The 14,677-nt window shown below is 60.0% G+C and carries 14 protein-coding genes; all 14 read right to left on the reverse strand.

The window, feature by feature from the left end:
- Nucleotides 1–49 precede the first annotated feature (49 nt).
- Complete coding sequence (locus MOV76_RS08055) at nucleotides 50–478, reverse strand: DUF1515 domain-containing protein (protein WP_247264273.1); 429 nt, start codon at nucleotides 476–478, stop codon at nucleotides 50–52.
- 19 nt (nucleotides 479–497) lie between these two features.
- Nucleotides 498–2,354, reverse strand: a complete 1,857-nt coding sequence (locus tag MOV76_RS08060; RefSeq protein WP_247264274.1) for a hypothetical protein — start codon at nucleotides 2,352–2,354, stop codon at nucleotides 498–500.
- Between the two features lie 37 nt (nucleotides 2,355–2,391).
- A complete protein-coding gene (locus MOV76_RS08065; RefSeq protein ID WP_247264275.1) occupies nucleotides 2,392–2,736 on the reverse strand; it encodes a hypothetical protein in 345 nt (114 codons plus the stop codon).
- On the reverse strand, nucleotides 2,736–3,200 hold the full coding sequence (locus MOV76_RS08070) for a lysozyme (protein ID WP_247264276.1): 465 nt from the start codon (nucleotides 3,198–3,200) through the stop codon (nucleotides 2,736–2,738). The genes MOV76_RS08065 and MOV76_RS08070 overlap by 1 nt, the downstream gene beginning before the upstream one ends.
- Nucleotides 3,175–3,429: a hypothetical protein gene (locus MOV76_RS08075; RefSeq protein ID WP_247264277.1), complete on the reverse strand. Its 255-nt coding sequence runs from the start codon at nucleotides 3,427–3,429 to the stop codon at nucleotides 3,175–3,177. Before MOV76_RS08075 ends, MOV76_RS08070 begins: the two co-directional genes overlap by 26 nt.
- 93 nt (nucleotides 3,430–3,522) lie before the next feature.
- A complete protein-coding gene (locus tag MOV76_RS08080; RefSeq protein ID WP_247264278.1) occupies nucleotides 3,523–3,867 on the reverse strand; it encodes a hypothetical protein in 345 nt (114 codons plus the stop codon).
- A gap of 1 nt (nucleotide 3,868) precedes the next feature.
- The gene (locus tag MOV76_RS08085; RefSeq protein ID WP_247264279.1) at nucleotides 3,869–4,990 is read right to left on the reverse strand and encodes a hypothetical protein; all 1,122 of its coding nucleotides are present in this window, start codon (nucleotides 4,988–4,990) and stop codon (nucleotides 3,869–3,871) included.
- 754 nt (nucleotides 4,991–5,744) lie between these two features.
- Nucleotides 5,745–7,745, reverse strand: coding sequence for a hypothetical protein (locus MOV76_RS08090; protein ID WP_247264280.1), 2,001 nt, complete (start codon nucleotides 7,743–7,745; stop codon nucleotides 5,745–5,747).
- A 21-nt stretch (nucleotides 7,746–7,766) separates the two neighbouring features.
- Nucleotides 7,767–10,184 carry a transglycosylase SLT domain-containing protein gene (locus MOV76_RS08095; RefSeq protein WP_247264281.1) on the reverse strand — a complete coding sequence of 806 codons (2,418 nt, stop codon included), beginning with the start codon at nucleotides 10,182–10,184 and terminating at the stop codon, nucleotides 7,767–7,769.
- Complete coding sequence (locus tag MOV76_RS08100) at nucleotides 10,184–11,185, reverse strand: tail fiber domain-containing protein (protein ID WP_247264282.1); 1,002 nt, start codon at nucleotides 11,183–11,185, stop codon at nucleotides 10,184–10,186. Before MOV76_RS08100 ends, MOV76_RS08095 begins: the two co-directional genes overlap by 1 nt.
- On the reverse strand, nucleotides 11,160–11,567 hold the full coding sequence (locus MOV76_RS08105) for a GNAT family N-acetyltransferase (protein WP_247264283.1): 408 nt from the start codon (nucleotides 11,565–11,567) through the stop codon (nucleotides 11,160–11,162). The genes MOV76_RS08100 and MOV76_RS08105 overlap by 26 nt, the downstream gene beginning before the upstream one ends.
- Entirely contained in the window at nucleotides 11,564–13,387 is a 1,824-nt protein-coding gene (locus tag MOV76_RS08110) for a hypothetical protein (protein WP_247264284.1), read from the reverse strand. Before MOV76_RS08110 ends, MOV76_RS08105 begins: the two co-directional genes overlap by 4 nt.
- A complete protein-coding gene (locus MOV76_RS08115; protein WP_247264285.1) occupies nucleotides 13,384–14,091 on the reverse strand; it encodes a hypothetical protein in 708 nt (235 codons plus the stop codon). Before MOV76_RS08115 ends, MOV76_RS08110 begins: the two co-directional genes overlap by 4 nt.
- A 15-nt stretch (nucleotides 14,092–14,106) precedes the next feature.
- Nucleotides 14,107–14,670: a hypothetical protein gene (locus tag MOV76_RS08120; protein ID WP_247264286.1), complete on the reverse strand. Its 564-nt coding sequence runs from the start codon at nucleotides 14,668–14,670 to the stop codon at nucleotides 14,107–14,109.
- Between the last annotated feature and the right edge of the window lie 7 nt (nucleotides 14,671–14,677).

The following is a 14,677-nucleotide window of genomic DNA, read 5'->3' on the forward strand; positions in this document are numbered from 1 at the left end:
GGGCCTTTTTTTTCGAAATCGAGTCCCGTGGAAGCAAATGCAGTATCAGTCAATTGATTTTCAACCAATGTCGCAAGGCCGCAACAGCTCCGTCGCTCATATAGGCGACAATCCCGCCGATGGTCAGGCCAGCGAAGGCGATAAGCCCTGAGATACCGTAGCCGAGGGTCTTCATTTTTTTCCACTCTTCAAGGGTGGGGGCGACTGCTTCGTGGTTCTTCTCGACGGTCTCCGTGAGGTTTTTGATCTCCTCGCGGATCTGACCATCAACGTTGCTGCTGACTGTCACGGTCATGTCGAGCAGGTGGATCTGCTTCGCCTGCTCATCAAGCCGTCTGTGGATGACTGAACGGCTTTTGTGAGCATTATCCTTCTCGTCACTGACCTCGTCGCGAAGATGAGAAACGCTGTCCTCGATGCCGGTCAATCTGCCTTCGACCCGACCGAGCGCGCGAAGAATGTCGTCATTGGATGCCATTATGTCGACGCCTGCCTGTCTATGGATTGAACTTCAGCTTTTCGGTTTGGGAAATGCCGTTGGCGATGCGGTCAATCATGATCGGCTGCGGGTGCACCATGGATGCCGGAGTGCTCTCGCCGATCGCCGCCGCCGGCCGCACTACCGTTCCGATCGGCATAACAACGGCACTCGTCCCCTGATAGGTAATGACATTGCCAGCAATGCTGCCGATGATCTGTGTGCTCAGGCGCGCAACGCCGTCAGGGCCGGAATAGAGGTTTATGGTCTGCTCTGGTCGAAGGAAGCTCGCATCCGCCACGGTAATTGTGTTGTATGTGGCAATGCCGTCCGTCCCGGCCTGGACTGTAAGCGTCGTGCTGGAAAGCTCCAGCATGCTCGGCCACGCTCCACCTTTGGACGGCGACACCCACGCAGCGTAGGTATCGATCGCAGCATCACAGCAGGCCGATGTCTGCGCCATGATATCGTCGTGCAGGCGCCATTTGCCGGACGCATCCGTTCCGTCAGCCGGCCAGACGTTGTTTGCCGAATAGGCCTGAAACTCGGCCCGCAATCCCAGATCTCCGGCTCGAATAGTTCCAGTCGCCGGGGACGTACCACCCGCGAAATCGTAAGTGAAGGTGTTCGGGCCTGTGACGGTAATCACATAGTTGCCGTTGTAGGCGGTCGGCGTTGCCCCGGTAATGCTGACTGTCTGTCCGCTGACAAGCCCGGTAGTCCCGGCCGCTATAGTCGCCGTGGCAACTGTTCCCACCGAAGTGAGGGTAACGGTTTTTTGAATATCCGTGCGGCCGAGCGGCGGGAATGCGACGATGCGAACGCCAGGGTATTCAGCGCGAGCGCGCCCCACCAGGGACCGATAGTTTGTGTTGAACCACGTGTTGTACAACGTGGATATATCGTTCTGCCCCATCTGGTTTGCGATGACTGTGAACGGCCATTTGTTTCCATTGAAAGCGTAGATTTCGCGGATGATATCCCGGCGCCTGGTCGCGATGGCCGAGCCAGTCCCGGTATATTCGCGAACAGATCCCGCGCCGGGCATACCTACTAGGCAATGGGGAATTCGACCGATACCACCATTCTTGTCCAGCCAGCGGCGAAACCAGCCCAGATTGCCGCGCGTATCGGCCGCGGCGCTGAATTCCTGCCGGCTTTCACCCAGGCTGTCGACGAAGCCAAGGGCGATCGGACGGCCGTCCCAGTCGCCCTTCGCGACCATGAAGTCGAACCCGTAATATTGCGGCTGCGCCTGTGTGCCATAGCCGGTATCGAGCGCGACGGTGCTGTCGGCGTTCGGCGTATCCTTGAAGGCCAGCAACGTCGCGTGATCGATCGCGCCCCAGACGCGTTCGCCGCGATGCTTCTGGATGCGAAACACGGGCCAGATCTTTTCAGCGACTGCCGTATGGTAAAACACCCATAGCTCTATTTCACTTTCGGCCGCGACGTCTGGCGTGGTCAGTTCGTCCGTCCACGCGCCATTCGTCTGATCGGCAATGGTCACTGTATTCGAAGCTGCGACCTGCAACTGGTAGAAGACGCCTGCGACCCGGGCGAACATCGCATCGACGACAACGGAATTGCCCGGCGCGCCGATCGTGCCGGTGACGATGGTTTCCTGTGGCGAGTTTCCGCCTTCCGTCGAAGCGAAGCCGGACAGGTGAAACCTGAACGTCCGCGTTTCATAAGACGGCGTGCTGATGACCATCTTGGTGCACACATATTCGGTGCCGGCCGCGGCAGTGACGATGTTGCCCGAGGGCATGCGGTTGCGCGTGGCAAAGAACATGAAGCGATCGGGATCTCCGCCGCTTCCGCCCCCGGCATTCAACATCGGGTTCGTCAAGGCGAGCGAAATTGCGTTCATCATCGGCGTCTACTCCCAGCAGCCTTGAGCGGCGCCGAACTTATTGTGGCTGGCAATCTGGTTTGCGAACGGCCGATCCGTCTTCAGGATCGTCACCGATGTCTGAAGGCTCGGCGTCAGGCGAGAGAACCCGTCGCACACATTCTGCTTGCTGGTCGTCTGGCAACCCGAGATCAGCGCACAAAGCGGCAGCATCAGAAGTTGAAACTTCATCATCGATCGTGTTCCTTTCGCGCAGAACCTGGACGGATTTTGTGAGGGCGGCTGTTGCAGCCATCTGCTTGCCTTCGGACTGCCCAAGCCAACGGGCCGGGTAGAAGGCGAGGACGGCGCCGAGGGCGATAGCGGCCGGCAACTTTATGACGTCGGGGATCAGCGAGAGCATCAGATGCCCTCCAAACAGAACTGACGTTCTTTCTGCCGGCGGCGCGTCAGGCCGGGAAAGACGATCCCGGCGGCGCGGTTCCACTTCAGGAGAGCTTCGCAGCCTTCAGCGGTCTTGCCCGCGTTGATGAGCTTGACGGCGCTGGAGCCGCAAGCCGCCTTGATGCCGACGTTGTAGGAGAACGAGGTCAAGGCGACGAAGCGAGCATCCGGGAGCGGGACTTTGACGCAGCGCTCGATGCCAGCGGCATAGGTTTGCAGCTCGAGCGAGAGAATCGCCTTGCACTGTTCGACCGTCTTCCGGTCGCCAGGCTTCACCCCGTTAGTGCTGCCATAACAGATCGTCCAGGGCTTTCCTTGCGTGGCCGGGTCGGGATAGGCATTCTGGCGCAGCCCCTCGAACGATCCAACGAGCGCCACGGCCATAGCCGCGGCGGCACTACCCTTCTGTAGGCGGTTTGCCATTCAGATCTCCTGATACTTTTTGCTGGACGTAGATGCGGGCAATGATGGCTGCGACGGCCAGGAGGCCGGTGGCCGCGGACATCCCGAGCTGGATGTAGATGTTGCGAGACACCCAGGTGGCCGCCACGAAATTGTAGATCGGTTCGAGGATGATGAAGACGAGCGCCAGGGCCATCAAGCGCACCGACCAGGCATGCTTGAGCACTGCGCGCCAGTTATGGACGAGCATGGGGTGAGCTCCAGATGTGGATTTGGTTAGGCCCGCTAGATCAGGTTCGCCGGTAAGTAGGCGAGATAGCGAAAGATCATGGCCGCACCTCCGCTATTCCGGCTGCAGAACCTGGGCGGCGCGATCGGAGCCGATGGCGCCAGTCAGGAAGGTCTGAAGCGTGCCGAAGAATTCGCTATCGGAGCGGACCTCTGTTGCTGAATTCCAGATGCCACGAAGCTTGGCGGACTGCGTCGCCATGGCGGCGTCTACCGTGTTCGCCTCGGCGTCGGAGAGGCGAGTCCAGAGGAGCATTTTGGGGATGATGTGGATCGTACTGGCTGGGGGGCTAAGGAAGGCGATCAATTCCGCATTGTCGTCCGCGAGTTCTTCCGTTGCGAATTTCTGGGATGCGGCGAATGCGGCGGTGATGTTTCCATCTTCTCTTTTCACGAACATCTTAAAATCCTACCCTTGGCAGTTGGTAATCTTCCCAACCCATTGAAGTTAAAATGACAGTGCCGTTCGCCACGTTGAAATTTACCGCCTCATAAATTTGTTTGCTCGCGTTGGTTCTTACCTTATTAGTTCCGGCAAAGTTAACGCTGTTGGCCGATGTTGCGGATGATGCGACAGCATGCATTGACCATGCGGCAGTAGACGGCAAGTTGCCATCGTAAAGCTTTGCGTCAACAGATGCGTTAACGACTGCACTAATCGCGCCGGATAAATCCATAATCATGTCGACTGATAAGAGATTAGGTGCGGCGATAAGCGAGACCAAAGCTTTTGAAAACGACGATGTTATACTGCTTTCTTGTATTACGGTCGTCAGTAGGCATTTATTGCCGGACTGCGTATAATCTCTAATAACGCTGGAGGCGTCCGTGACCACGCTCCAAAAACGCCCGACCAAGGTATACCCTGCCGGAACTGTCGGAGTCGTCGCCGACAGCGAATACAGCCAGTCAAACGAACCGTCGGCGTCCTTGGAGATTGCGTGGAGGTGATAGGTCGAGCTTGCGGCCAGGGAGCCAGCGTCAAGACCACCAGACCCATTTCCGGCCGCCCAAACAGCATTGATATTCTTGGACATTGAGGCGGCGTTTTTCACATACCGCCCGTTCCTCTTGAATGCGCCGGTGCCGACGGTGATTGTCGTCCCGCTCGTTCGGACGGTTATTAGGCCATTTAGGTAGTCTGGCACGCCCTCGTTGACGTTGAGAAGGTTGTGGCCGTCCAGATCGATATCATCGTTGATGGTTTGATTGATAACCACCCCGGCGCTCGACCAAGTGACAACTTCGACGCCGCCGGCAACCAGAGCGCCGACACCGGACGCCTTGCGATACATGCCAGTCGTGATGTCGGAAGAGAACGTAACGGAAGGCTGCGCCTGCGTCCCATCGGCGTTCTTGAGCGGCGCCGTCATCGGCGCCGAGCCATCACGCGGCAGCGAGTTGGTGATTTCGTTGCCGAGGTCGGTGGTCAGTGCGTTCCACGGCACCGGGTCGATGACCTGGCCGACAGAGGGTGTCGTTCCGGCGGGTTTGGAATAGACGCCTGAGGAATTTCTGGGCATTCACCTTACTCCAAAATATGGCTCGGTTGTTGCCGAGCGGCAACTCGACTAACGCGAGTTTTCGTGCGTTTTATTCTCCATCATCGGGAGAAAATTAATGAAAGCCGCACCACTTCTCGTTGCTATCGTCGCCACCCTCGCTGGGTGCGCCACCTCTGGCGAGGAGGTTCCGACGCCGTCTGGTGGCACCATGCATCAAGCGAAGTGCAACGGATCGCCGAATGAGTGTCTGAAGTCAGCCGCCAAGGTCTGCAAAGGCAAATACCAAGTCCTGGACAGCTCCAGCAATTCCGGCGGGTTGATCGCCGATATCATGCCTGGCCCTATCACCTGGTACCGGATGAGCTATTCGTGCGGCGTGACAGACGGTCGCCTGCCGACCTTTCCGTTCCGAGGCCAGCAGTATACTCCCGCCCCAGTAATTTACGCTCCTCAGGCATCCCCTACGATGAGAACGACAAACTGCAACCGCTATGGCAATAACGTGTCCTGCACGACTTTCTAGCCCCGCGAATTGCGAGGCCATCAATGGTGTAGTATTGGTTGCGCCATGCAGATCGATCACGACCCGAATGAACCGAAGCTTGACCGCGGACCTGGGCCGTGGAAGTCGCTGTTCGTGATTCTGCTCGTTGGTTTTCTCATCAATCTCTTCACGAGATCGATTGATTGGGTATCACTATCGCTAGGTGCCGGTATTGGCGGATGCCTTGTGGCCTGGGCGATCGAGATCACCGGCAACAAGGTTCCCGATTCATGGCGCAGTAAGTCTCGGAACTCCGGCGGCTCCTGATTCCACTAGCGCGGACACGAGCCGCGCCCGTAGTTGATCGTTCCGCGACAGCTGCTGTGTCCCTGCCCGCAACACATCCAGCGCGACGTCTGGGTTCGTCTCCATCAGCACGCGAGATAGTCGTTCCACAACGGACGGCGGCTGCCCGGTCAAGGTTCCGAGGGCCTTCGAAAGACCTGTTGTAATCGCGCCGATCGGGTCGCCCCGCACCAGACGCCCGATAACCGCCGGGTCGAACTGGTTCATGTCCGCAGCGTCCGCTAGGTTGTCGGCCGTTTTCGAATTGCCTAGCGCTGCGTTTGCGGTCCGGAACATCGTCTGTTCCCGCGCGATGCGGTCGGCAAGCTGTCCTCCGCGCTCCGGGGCAGCGAACGCAGGGAGTTCGGCTTCAAACTTCGGCGTCTGCAGCATTCGAGCTTTGTTCGTCGTCGGGGACGAAGACGCTCCCTCCAGGCGGGCGATCAGGGGGTCGATGTAGCCGGCGCGGAAATCCGCCTGTTCGCCGGCAGGCATCGCTTCGAACTCCGGGATGGTGTCTTGAGCCCTGCGGGAAATGCGGCTTGCCGCGCTGCCCGCGTCAACGGCCTCGATGCGGCGCGAGGCACGGGCAAATGCGTCGCGCGCGCCTACATACCCCTCGGAAGCATCGGCGAGCGCTTGGTCGACCAGCCCCTGAACGCGCGACAGGTAATGCGCACGATTACCGGCCCCCTGCGCTTCTGCTCGTTGGATCATGTCATCCAGGTCCAACTTCGCCCTGAACAAGGTGTCGAAGTCGGTAACTTGGGAATTGCCATCTGACAGCATGGAACGAACCCGCGTCAAAGCGCCTTCGATCGAGTCATTAGCAATCCGATCACGGGGGTTGACCATCTGGTTGACGCCCGGGCGGATCGTCCTGTCGATCTCTTCGAGGACAGGCGTGACGTTGACCGGGCCGGCATTTGCGCGGGCGGCTGGGTAGAGTTCGTTTGCCTCCGCGGTGCGCTGCGCCGTGCGGTCAGCGATACGGCGCCCGGCTGTATCAAAGGTATCAAAGCCTTCGGCCAGGTTATTCGCAAGCCGCTCGCCCTGCCCTGCCTGTCGCGCCATCAAAGCTTCAGCAAGCGGCTGCCGGTTATCATGCGGAACACGCGTAGAAGTCGACATCAGCCGCTCGCCGGTATACCCCATGGCGTCAGCGACGTTGAACATATCCTGGCCATCAGCCGTCGCAGCGCGCATGTTATTGGCGATACTCTCCGGGGTCTGGCCGGCGCGGCGCAGTGCCGTAGCGAGCGCTTCCCGCACATATCCATTCGGAGCGAATGGTGCTATCAATGGCGCGGCGGCGGATTTGACTAACTGCGTACCGCCGGCAATTGCTGCAGGCGCAATGGCGCCTATACCTGCTCCCAAAGCGAGCCCAACCCCGGAGTTGGCAAGCCTGTTAGTAAAGCCGTCCTCACCATTCCCGAATCCTGAGATAGTGCCGAGGATCGCACCTTCCTTTGCCGAGGCTGCTGTCACTCTCCCAAGCCCAGCCTCGCTCTTGATGGCGTTGGCAGTTGGAGAAAGTCCAGCCTTGGCGAGGCGGCTGGCACCCCATAGCGCGCCTGTTACCTTGCCTGCGATGTTGGCTGCCGGATGCTCCTCGTAGGCCTGTTCCTGCTCTCCACGAGTATCCGTCAAAGCTTGATCGTAGGTCTTTGCATCGCGCCATGGCAGAACATGCGAGCCTGCATAGTCGATGCCTGCACCGATCTCATCGGCATAACCCATCCCGACCATGTCGACGATGCCTTGACCGAACGAGTTGATGTTGCCTGTCACCTTCTCAAGTGTCGATTTCTCGGGCTGTGACGTGGCGTTCAGCGGCGGTGGTGCCGTAGCTGCGGCAGGCTGTTGCCCCTGAAGCTGTCGCACCGCGGCGCGCACCGCCTCATCATTGGGAGCATCGATATCGAAGGTCTCGCCGTTCACCTCGACAGTGTATGTTGGCATTTACTGTCTCCTTCGAATGGTGACGCCCGGAACATCAGTCGGGACAACGGCCGGGTCGCTAGGCGCTGATGGTGCCGCCACCTTTGCTCGCTCCTTCATTTTGGCAACGCCCTGCTCGACAGCATCGCGGAAGTCCTTCAAAGCAGTCCGGAAATGAGGCTCATCAAGCGAGCGATCCATGCGCGCCATGGCATCCTGAGCCTTGCCGCCCTCGACTTCAGTGATTTGGCCGCCGCCTTTGAGAAGCCCATAAGCTTGCAGGAACGCACCGCCCTGGAGCTGCTTGAGGCGTGTTAGAGCGTCCCGACCATCAGCCCCCATTGTCCAGGAAGGCCGAAACTGGTCGACCGAACCGACGATCGAATTTAGTCCCTTGCTGGTCAGCAACTCATCGATGTTCTTGATCGTCTGGTCGGCCTGCATCAGATCCGCAGGGAGTGACGAGACTGCTTCGCCAGCAGCCTTGCCTTCAGTGCTGCCCTGCGCCGTGTCTTTCGCTGCCTCATAATTCTCCTTCGTGGTGCGCTTCACTTCCTGGCCGCCAGGGCCGAGGGTGATCAGTTCCGTTCCGGTATCAACGGTGCGCGTCGTCGGCGCCGCCGTTGCTCCAGGCCCGAAATCCAGATCCTTGCCACCGCCCTTGTCACCCAACTGGCGATATCGCAGGTTCCCATCCTTGTCGTAGTAAGGGACGGTCGAGCCGTAAAATTTCTCTCCGCCGGCGCCACCAGGGGCTTGCCTGATTTCGCCGGTGCTCTTGTTGTAGAGCGTGCCGTCACTCATTCGCTCCCACTGACCATTGCTGAAATCGGCGATAACCTTGCCGTCGGCCCCGACGAGGCGACCGTTCACCTCTGTCGGTTTCGGCGTGCTCTGATAGATCGGCTGCACAGTCCCGGTGCGTGGGTCGCTGCGCAAGACGGTTCCATCCGGCAATGTCTGGAAACCGTACTCTGGCGGCTTCATCAGCGTCTGAAGCGATTGCGCGGCCATAGCCTTCATCGGCGCCGGGACGTTCGGATTGCTGAGCACCTTGACGAGCGCTTGCGCGCGCGGGTTCGCCATCGGGTTTGCTGACGGCGGCGGCGTGGCTCCATCCAATGCCTGGGCAAGACGCGCTTGGCCCGACTGCTGCGCCTGCGCAACCTGCTCTGGAGATGCAGGAGATCCGCCAAGCAGCGCCGGCATGATGCCACCGTTCGGATCGGCATTCATGAGCTGCTGGCTGTTCTGAAACTCAGGGGGGATCTGTGACGAAGGCATACCAACAGACGGCACGCTGGCGACGTTCGGCGTTGGTCCGACCGCGGACGATGGCAAAGCCGACAACGCAGCCTGCGGGACTCCCTGCGGCGGCATAGGCTGTGCTGGAGCGGATGCACGCATTTGCCCTGCAGCACCGGGCATTGGAATGCCGATCGACGGATCGAGGCTTGCAACTTCACCGGGGGCAGCGGCTTGCGGCATGGGAGGAGCAGCGTTCGGCCCGACCATCGGATCGATATAGCCAGGCGTCGGAGGCGGTGCGGGAGGATTGACCGGCGGCGGCTGGATTGGCGGCGCGGATGGCATGCCGCCGGCAGGTGCGCCCTGCTGACCACCAGAGCCACCATAGAAGGCCATGATCTTGTTCGCCGCGGCGCGCGGGTCCATGTTCGGATCGACGTTGTTCACGGAGAGATTGTTGCCGGGAACCGACTTGCCAGAGAGCAGGTTGATAGCGCCCTGCAAGCCCTGCTGATGGGCAAGCGCAAGCTCTCCATCGGTCGGAGCGCGCCCGAGCGCGTTCGTCAGCCCTGCGCGGTTGTCGTTTGTAAGCGCGACAAGCGCCTTGAGATTGGCAACAGGATCTTTGCGCATGTCACCTCGATCAGAGACGAGACCATACTGGCTGCCCGTCCCTCTGGTGAACTGCGCCAAGCCGGTTGCTCCTGTCGGAGAGACGGCGTTCGGGTTGAACGAGCTTTCCTTGCCGATCAGGTTCGTTGCATATCCCTGCATTTCAGGAGGCACGTTGGCTGCGATCAGGTTCTTCACATTGTCCGGAGCGGTTGCGACAGGGATATTGCCGCCAGCATCCACATTCGGCATTGACGAGCCGGTAGCGCCGGGATCAGCCGACTTGTTGCCACCGCCGAAGATCGACGACAGGAACCCGGCCTGCTTCTCAGGCGGGGTGTAAGGCTGGCCCGTCAGAGCCGCCATCCCTTCGGCCAAGCCTGCCTGTTCTGCCTCGCCCTGCTTGCGAATGGCGAGACCACCCATCAGCGCCTGTGCCATACGGGCAGCACCTTCCCAAGGCGATTGAATGGGGCTCGTGTCGGTGCCCTGCTGAAGCATCGCCGCCGCAAGGCGCTTGCGCGCGTCGGTGACACTTTCCTGCGATTGGCCGGTATCGCCGCCGAAGAGGAAACCCATCACAGAACCTCCGCGTAGTTGACCATCTTGAAGCCGCCAGGCCCTTCCGCGACGGCGTCAGGGAAGACACGCTCGACCTCATCGGCCATCACGCCAACCTGCCGGCCGCCGCCGAAGACATATTCGTATTCGTGGATTGGGATGCCCGCTTCCGTGACACCGATCTGATGAACGTCGCGCTTCAGCCGGCGATCGGACATAGCCCAGCCGCCAAGCAACGATGAACCGAGACCGAAGAGACCACCCATCGCCGCGTTCGACTTCGCTACCTGCTGGTTATAGACGCCCATCTGCTGATTGTAGTTTTCATTGATCAGCCCGGCCTGATCCACCGTCGGCAACTGCGTCGTCGGCGAATTGACGTAATTCGGCTGATTGACCTGCGAGCCCGACATCAGGGCCGAAATCTCGTTCAGCGGCTGGTTTCGCTCGGTCAGGATCGAGTTCTGCGCATTCGAATACATGTCGCCGAGATACTGGTCGGATGCGGCCTGCTTGCGCGTCGAAAAATCGCGTAGCGCATTGTTGTAGGCGGCCGAGCCCATCGAGATGCCCTTGTCGGCAAGGCTCTGATCGAGGCTCGCCTGATCGCGGTCCCACTGGTTGTTGAAGCCGGACTGCCAGTGATCGTTGACATATTTGTCGACATTGCCGGCGCTGAGATCGACATTGGTGCCGAGGATGCCGGAAATCTTGCCGGTCTGCTGGTTGGCGAGTTTGGAAAGCCCAAGCTGCGTCTGTTGCGTCTGATCATAGATCGCCTGGTTCTGCGGCGAATAGCTCTGATATGCCGAATAGGTCGGCAGTTGGTAGCTCTTGCCATTCTGGTCCTTCATCGTCTGGTAGCCGCTGATCTTGTATTCCAGCGAACCGTCCGGCGTGTACTGGTTGGTGTGGCTCAAGCCCGCATTGGCGATGGCGGTGTCGACGTTGGTGGCCGTCTGCGCCGCCGCGGTCTGTGTCGGATCGGGCGCTTTAGGTGCCTTCGGCGTGGAGACCATAGGGAAAGTCCTCTTTCAAAATTCCATAGAGCAGCGCATCACAGTCGCCGAAATAACCACGCTGGCGGCCTTCCAGACGGGCGCCGAGTCTATCGAGCGCCTTCTGGGCTGGAAGGTTGTCAGCGCGCGTCCTGAAAGTTGCACGCCGACATTCAAGCCGGTCGGCGACATATCGGAACACTGCCCGCATCAAGGTTGCCGACAACCGATCGGCAGCGAGCGAAACTTCAACATCGTGTTCGGTCCAGACGTTGAACACATAGGCCGCGATGATGCGGCCGCCTTCGATCTGCGCCATGGCCGTAAAGGGCGGATGGAATGTCACCCCGATCTTGGCCCCTACCCATGCTGCGATATCCTCGCAGGGTTCGGAGACGATCAAATCGGAGCGCCTTTTTCGTAAAGGACGGAGCCGCCGACCACCGCCGCCTCGGAGACAGAGCCTGATGCGCCGGAGATCAGAGCCCGGATCGTCGGCGCGAGCGCTGAGCCGGCGCCACCTGCCGACGCAAATTTCCGAACGACCGCTGTACCGGGGAATTTCGAGACACCCCAAATCGCAGAGCCCCATTTCGCAGCCGCATTGTTTTCGATGGCCGACAGAAGCGCTGTCGGTATCTTCGTCTGGTAGTCGAACGACATGCCGGCATACATCAGCGTCGAAACACCGATCTGCGCCGTCACTCCGATCAGCTTCGAAAATTTGGTCGCCATATCTTCGCCGTAGCGGTTCCATGCTCCGACCATGAGGGCGTCGATCGCCGCGCCATTGTCATTGGCCCCGACTTCAGCTTCGTAAACTCTCCCGTCGGCCGCTCCGAAAAACAGCCGGTCCTGCCAGTTCCCCCAGCAGGAGGCGGCAAGCCCGACGAAGCGGCACCAGGCGCCGGTTTCGGTGTTCATGACGTACTGATATGGCCCGAGAGACGACGGCAGGTTGACGATTGCCATCTGTCTTGCGGGGAAGCTCGCAAGTTGCCATTCGTCCGAAGTCGTTCCGGCCGTCGCCACCGTTTCGCGCCAGGTCGGGCCGATCTTGGCGGTGATTGCCCCGAGGCTTGTTGCCCCGCGATCGAGCTGCACGGCCTTGGTGATCGGCACGATGCCGTCCGTGGTCATGATGGCGAGATCCGCACCGACAGACAGAAAGCAGCGATCGGTTCCGAGCGGACGCCCGAGCTTGAACGTGCCGAGCAATCCCCAATTCGATGAGCTGGACGGATCGGAACCCTGATAGACGATGATCTCGCCCTCGGAGGACATCAGCACCAGGCACTGTTGCAGGCCGGTGGAGACAGGGATGGTCCAGACCCCGATCCCAACCAGCGTGCCACCATATTTCATATTGCCGCCGACCGGCAGAACCGTCGCCGTGCCGCTGACGGCGTCGGTGGCGAGATACCAGACGTTTGTCGAGTTCTTCTCGATGAACCAGAGCCGCGAGCGATATGCCGTCACGGCGATCAGCAGCGACGAATCCGGAATGCCGGTGATCATCGTCGACGAGACATATGGCGTTGCAACGGCGCCCGTCTCCAACTGAGCATTGGTGACAGAGCCGGCCACCGTCAGCGTCAACGTGCCGGCTGTAGGCGTGAATGTCAGCGTGACGCGATTGCCGACGCCAGTCCCGTTCAAGACGCCTGCGAAGGCTCCTGAGAGCGTTACAGAGCCGGTTCCGAAGAAGCTCAGGGTATATTGGATGGCCTTGACCGAAACGTTCTGCGTTGCGAGCGTTGCGGTCCCGACCAGCATGTTGTTGGTCCACGTCGTGCCGTTGTAGAGAAGCGGGAGATCAATGCCGTTGACCATCCGCAGATACTCTTGGCCGGCCGGGTTGGTGTACTGCTGGACCGACCATCGTGCACTGGATAGGCCGGACACCACCGCAGCCCCAACTGCCCCGCCGGCCGTCACGTCGAATATCTTGGCGCCGGCCGCGGCAAACAGACGATTGCTCACCCCGACATATGGGATGATCGTCTGCACGTTGGCAGCGAGACCCGTTGCGAAGGCGAAATTGCCATAGCGGGCGCGGACCCGGTTGGCCTCGGGGAAAAAGTTGTCGAGCTGGAAAGCAGCGTCTTTCGGCATGTCCGCCATCTCGACGTCGGTTCGCCAGCCCCCAGTGGGCGCGATCCAGTCCTTGCTTGGCGAAACGCGGCCGGTGCGCCCGTTCGGAGGGATGGGTTTTCTTGTCATAGACTTGGAGCGATGATGGTGCCGGGCCAGAAGTTGTCAGGGATTTCGCCGCGGTTGGGCAGCGACAGACTCACGGGCTGAGCGGCGCGATCTGCACCGACGGCCGACTCTTTCGCACGCTCGTAGTTTTCGAGCTCTTCGCCGTAGTCCAGCCCCTTCGCCCGCTTCCAGCGCCAGATCAGCGAAAGCTCGAGAAGGTCTTCGGAGAAACGAGCCGTATCGGTATCGTTCGACCAGTTTTCGGCAAATGTCGTGCCGCCGTTGACCGCGATCCAGTATTTCGAGACGTACTCGTAGCGCAGTGTTTCACCGACATCATTCGGGAAGAACGCCAGCTTGCCGCCAAGCATGCGGTAGATCTGCGGGACCGGGTTGGAATTGAGGATGGTGTTCCGCTCCCAGGTCTGCGGCTCGACAGGGCCATTGAGCTGCCAGAGGCGGGATGTGTTCCAGACCACCGAATTGGCGACAAAGCGCTGAAAGTCGACGGGCGGCTCGGCAGGCTCAGGGATTGCTCCGGTCGCCGTGAAATTCCTTGTGGTCGTCAGCACAGACCAATCATGATCTTTCAGCAGGTCCTTTCCGGCCCGATACGACAGGATCTGCAATTGCCTTACCTGTGGATCCGCAGACGACATGACGGCCGCCGGCGGATCTAGGTCGATTTCCGCGCATACGTTCTGGATGATGGTCAGGAGCGACATGCGCGGATCTCCGGCTTAGGCAGCTGCGCGGCCGCGGCCACCCTGGCGTTCTTTTTCCATTGCCTCGAAGCGCGAGGCCATGTCCTTCATCTGATCCTGCAGGCGGCCGACTTCGTCCTTGAGACGCTCGTTCTCAGCGGCAAAGGCCGAAGCGGCTCGCGAGTCCTGCGCGGATGCAAGATAGCCCTGCGCCGCGGCGACGAGTTCGTTCGCGCCCATACCGATCTTCTGCTTGGCGGTGTCCGAGAGCGCGGCAAGCTGCTCGACGGTATAGATGTTGATCGCTTCCAGTTCCTTGATCTGGCTGGGCTTCAGGAAGGCCCATTGCGCCAGTGGAGTGCCGACAAGCTGCTCGCGAGCCTCGGCGCCTTCCTTGAACCGCTTATAGGCGTCAGAAAAGCGGAGTTTGTCGTTCTCCGTTACCTCGCGGTAGACTTCGGTGTGCTTGTCGCCGGCGATGAAGATGCGCACAAATTCCCTATCGGCGAAGATCGGGCGCCCTTCCTTCTCCGTCAGAAAGGTCTGCTCGACCGGTTCGAGGCTGAAGGAGGCATAAATTCCGGTGTTGCTGTCGGCCATGGTGCTG

The organism is Rhizobium sp. PRIMUS64, from assembly GCF_023006465.1.
Taxonomy (GTDB): Bacteria; Pseudomonadota; Alphaproteobacteria; order Rhizobiales; family Rhizobiaceae; genus Rhizobium; species Rhizobium leguminosarum.

What these genes read in the sequence shown, in the direction of transcription:
- MOV76_RS08055 (WP_247264273.1), bottom strand. Translation starts at nt 478, where the DNA reads ATGGCATCCAATGACGACATTCTTCGCGCGCTCGGTCGGGTCGAAGGC.
- MOV76_RS08060 (WP_247264274.1), bottom strand. Translation starts at nt 2,354, where the DNA reads ATGATGAACGCAATTTCGCTCGCCTTGACGAACCCGATGTTGAATGCC.
- MOV76_RS08065 (WP_247264275.1), bottom strand. Translation starts at nt 2,736, where the DNA reads ATGCTCTCGCTGATCCCCGACGTCATAAAGTTGCCGGCCGCTATCGCC.
- MOV76_RS08070 (WP_247264276.1), bottom strand. Translation starts at nt 3,200, where the DNA reads ATGGCAAACCGCCTACAGAAGGGTAGTGCCGCCGCGGCTATGGCCGTG.
- MOV76_RS08075 (WP_247264277.1), bottom strand. Translation starts at nt 3,429, where the DNA reads ATGCTCGTCCATAACTGGCGCGCAGTGCTCAAGCATGCCTGGTCGGTG.
- MOV76_RS08080 (WP_247264278.1), bottom strand. Translation starts at nt 3,867, where the DNA reads ATGTTCGTGAAAAGAGAAGATGGAAACATCACCGCCGCATTCGCCGCA.
- MOV76_RS08085 (WP_247264279.1), bottom strand. Translation starts at nt 4,990, where the DNA reads ATGCCCAGAAATTCCTCAGGCGTCTATTCCAAACCCGCCGGAACGACA.
- MOV76_RS08095 (WP_247264281.1), bottom strand. Translation starts at nt 10,184, where the DNA reads ATGGGTTTCCTCTTCGGCGGCGATACCGGCCAATCGCAGGAAAGTGTC.
- MOV76_RS08100 (WP_247264282.1), bottom strand. Translation starts at nt 11,185, where the DNA reads ATGGTCTCCACGCCGAAGGCACCTAAAGCGCCCGATCCGACACAGACC.
- MOV76_RS08110 (WP_247264284.1), bottom strand. Translation starts at nt 13,387, where the DNA reads ATGACAAGAAAACCCATCCCTCCGAACGGGCGCACCGGCCGCGTTTCG.
- MOV76_RS08115 (WP_247264285.1), bottom strand. Translation starts at nt 14,091, where the DNA reads ATGTCGCTCCTGACCATCATCCAGAACGTATGCGCGGAAATCGACCTA.
- MOV76_RS08120 (WP_247264286.1), bottom strand. Translation starts at nt 14,670, where the DNA reads ATGGCCGACAGCAACACCGGAATTTATGCCTCCTTCAGCCTCGAACCG.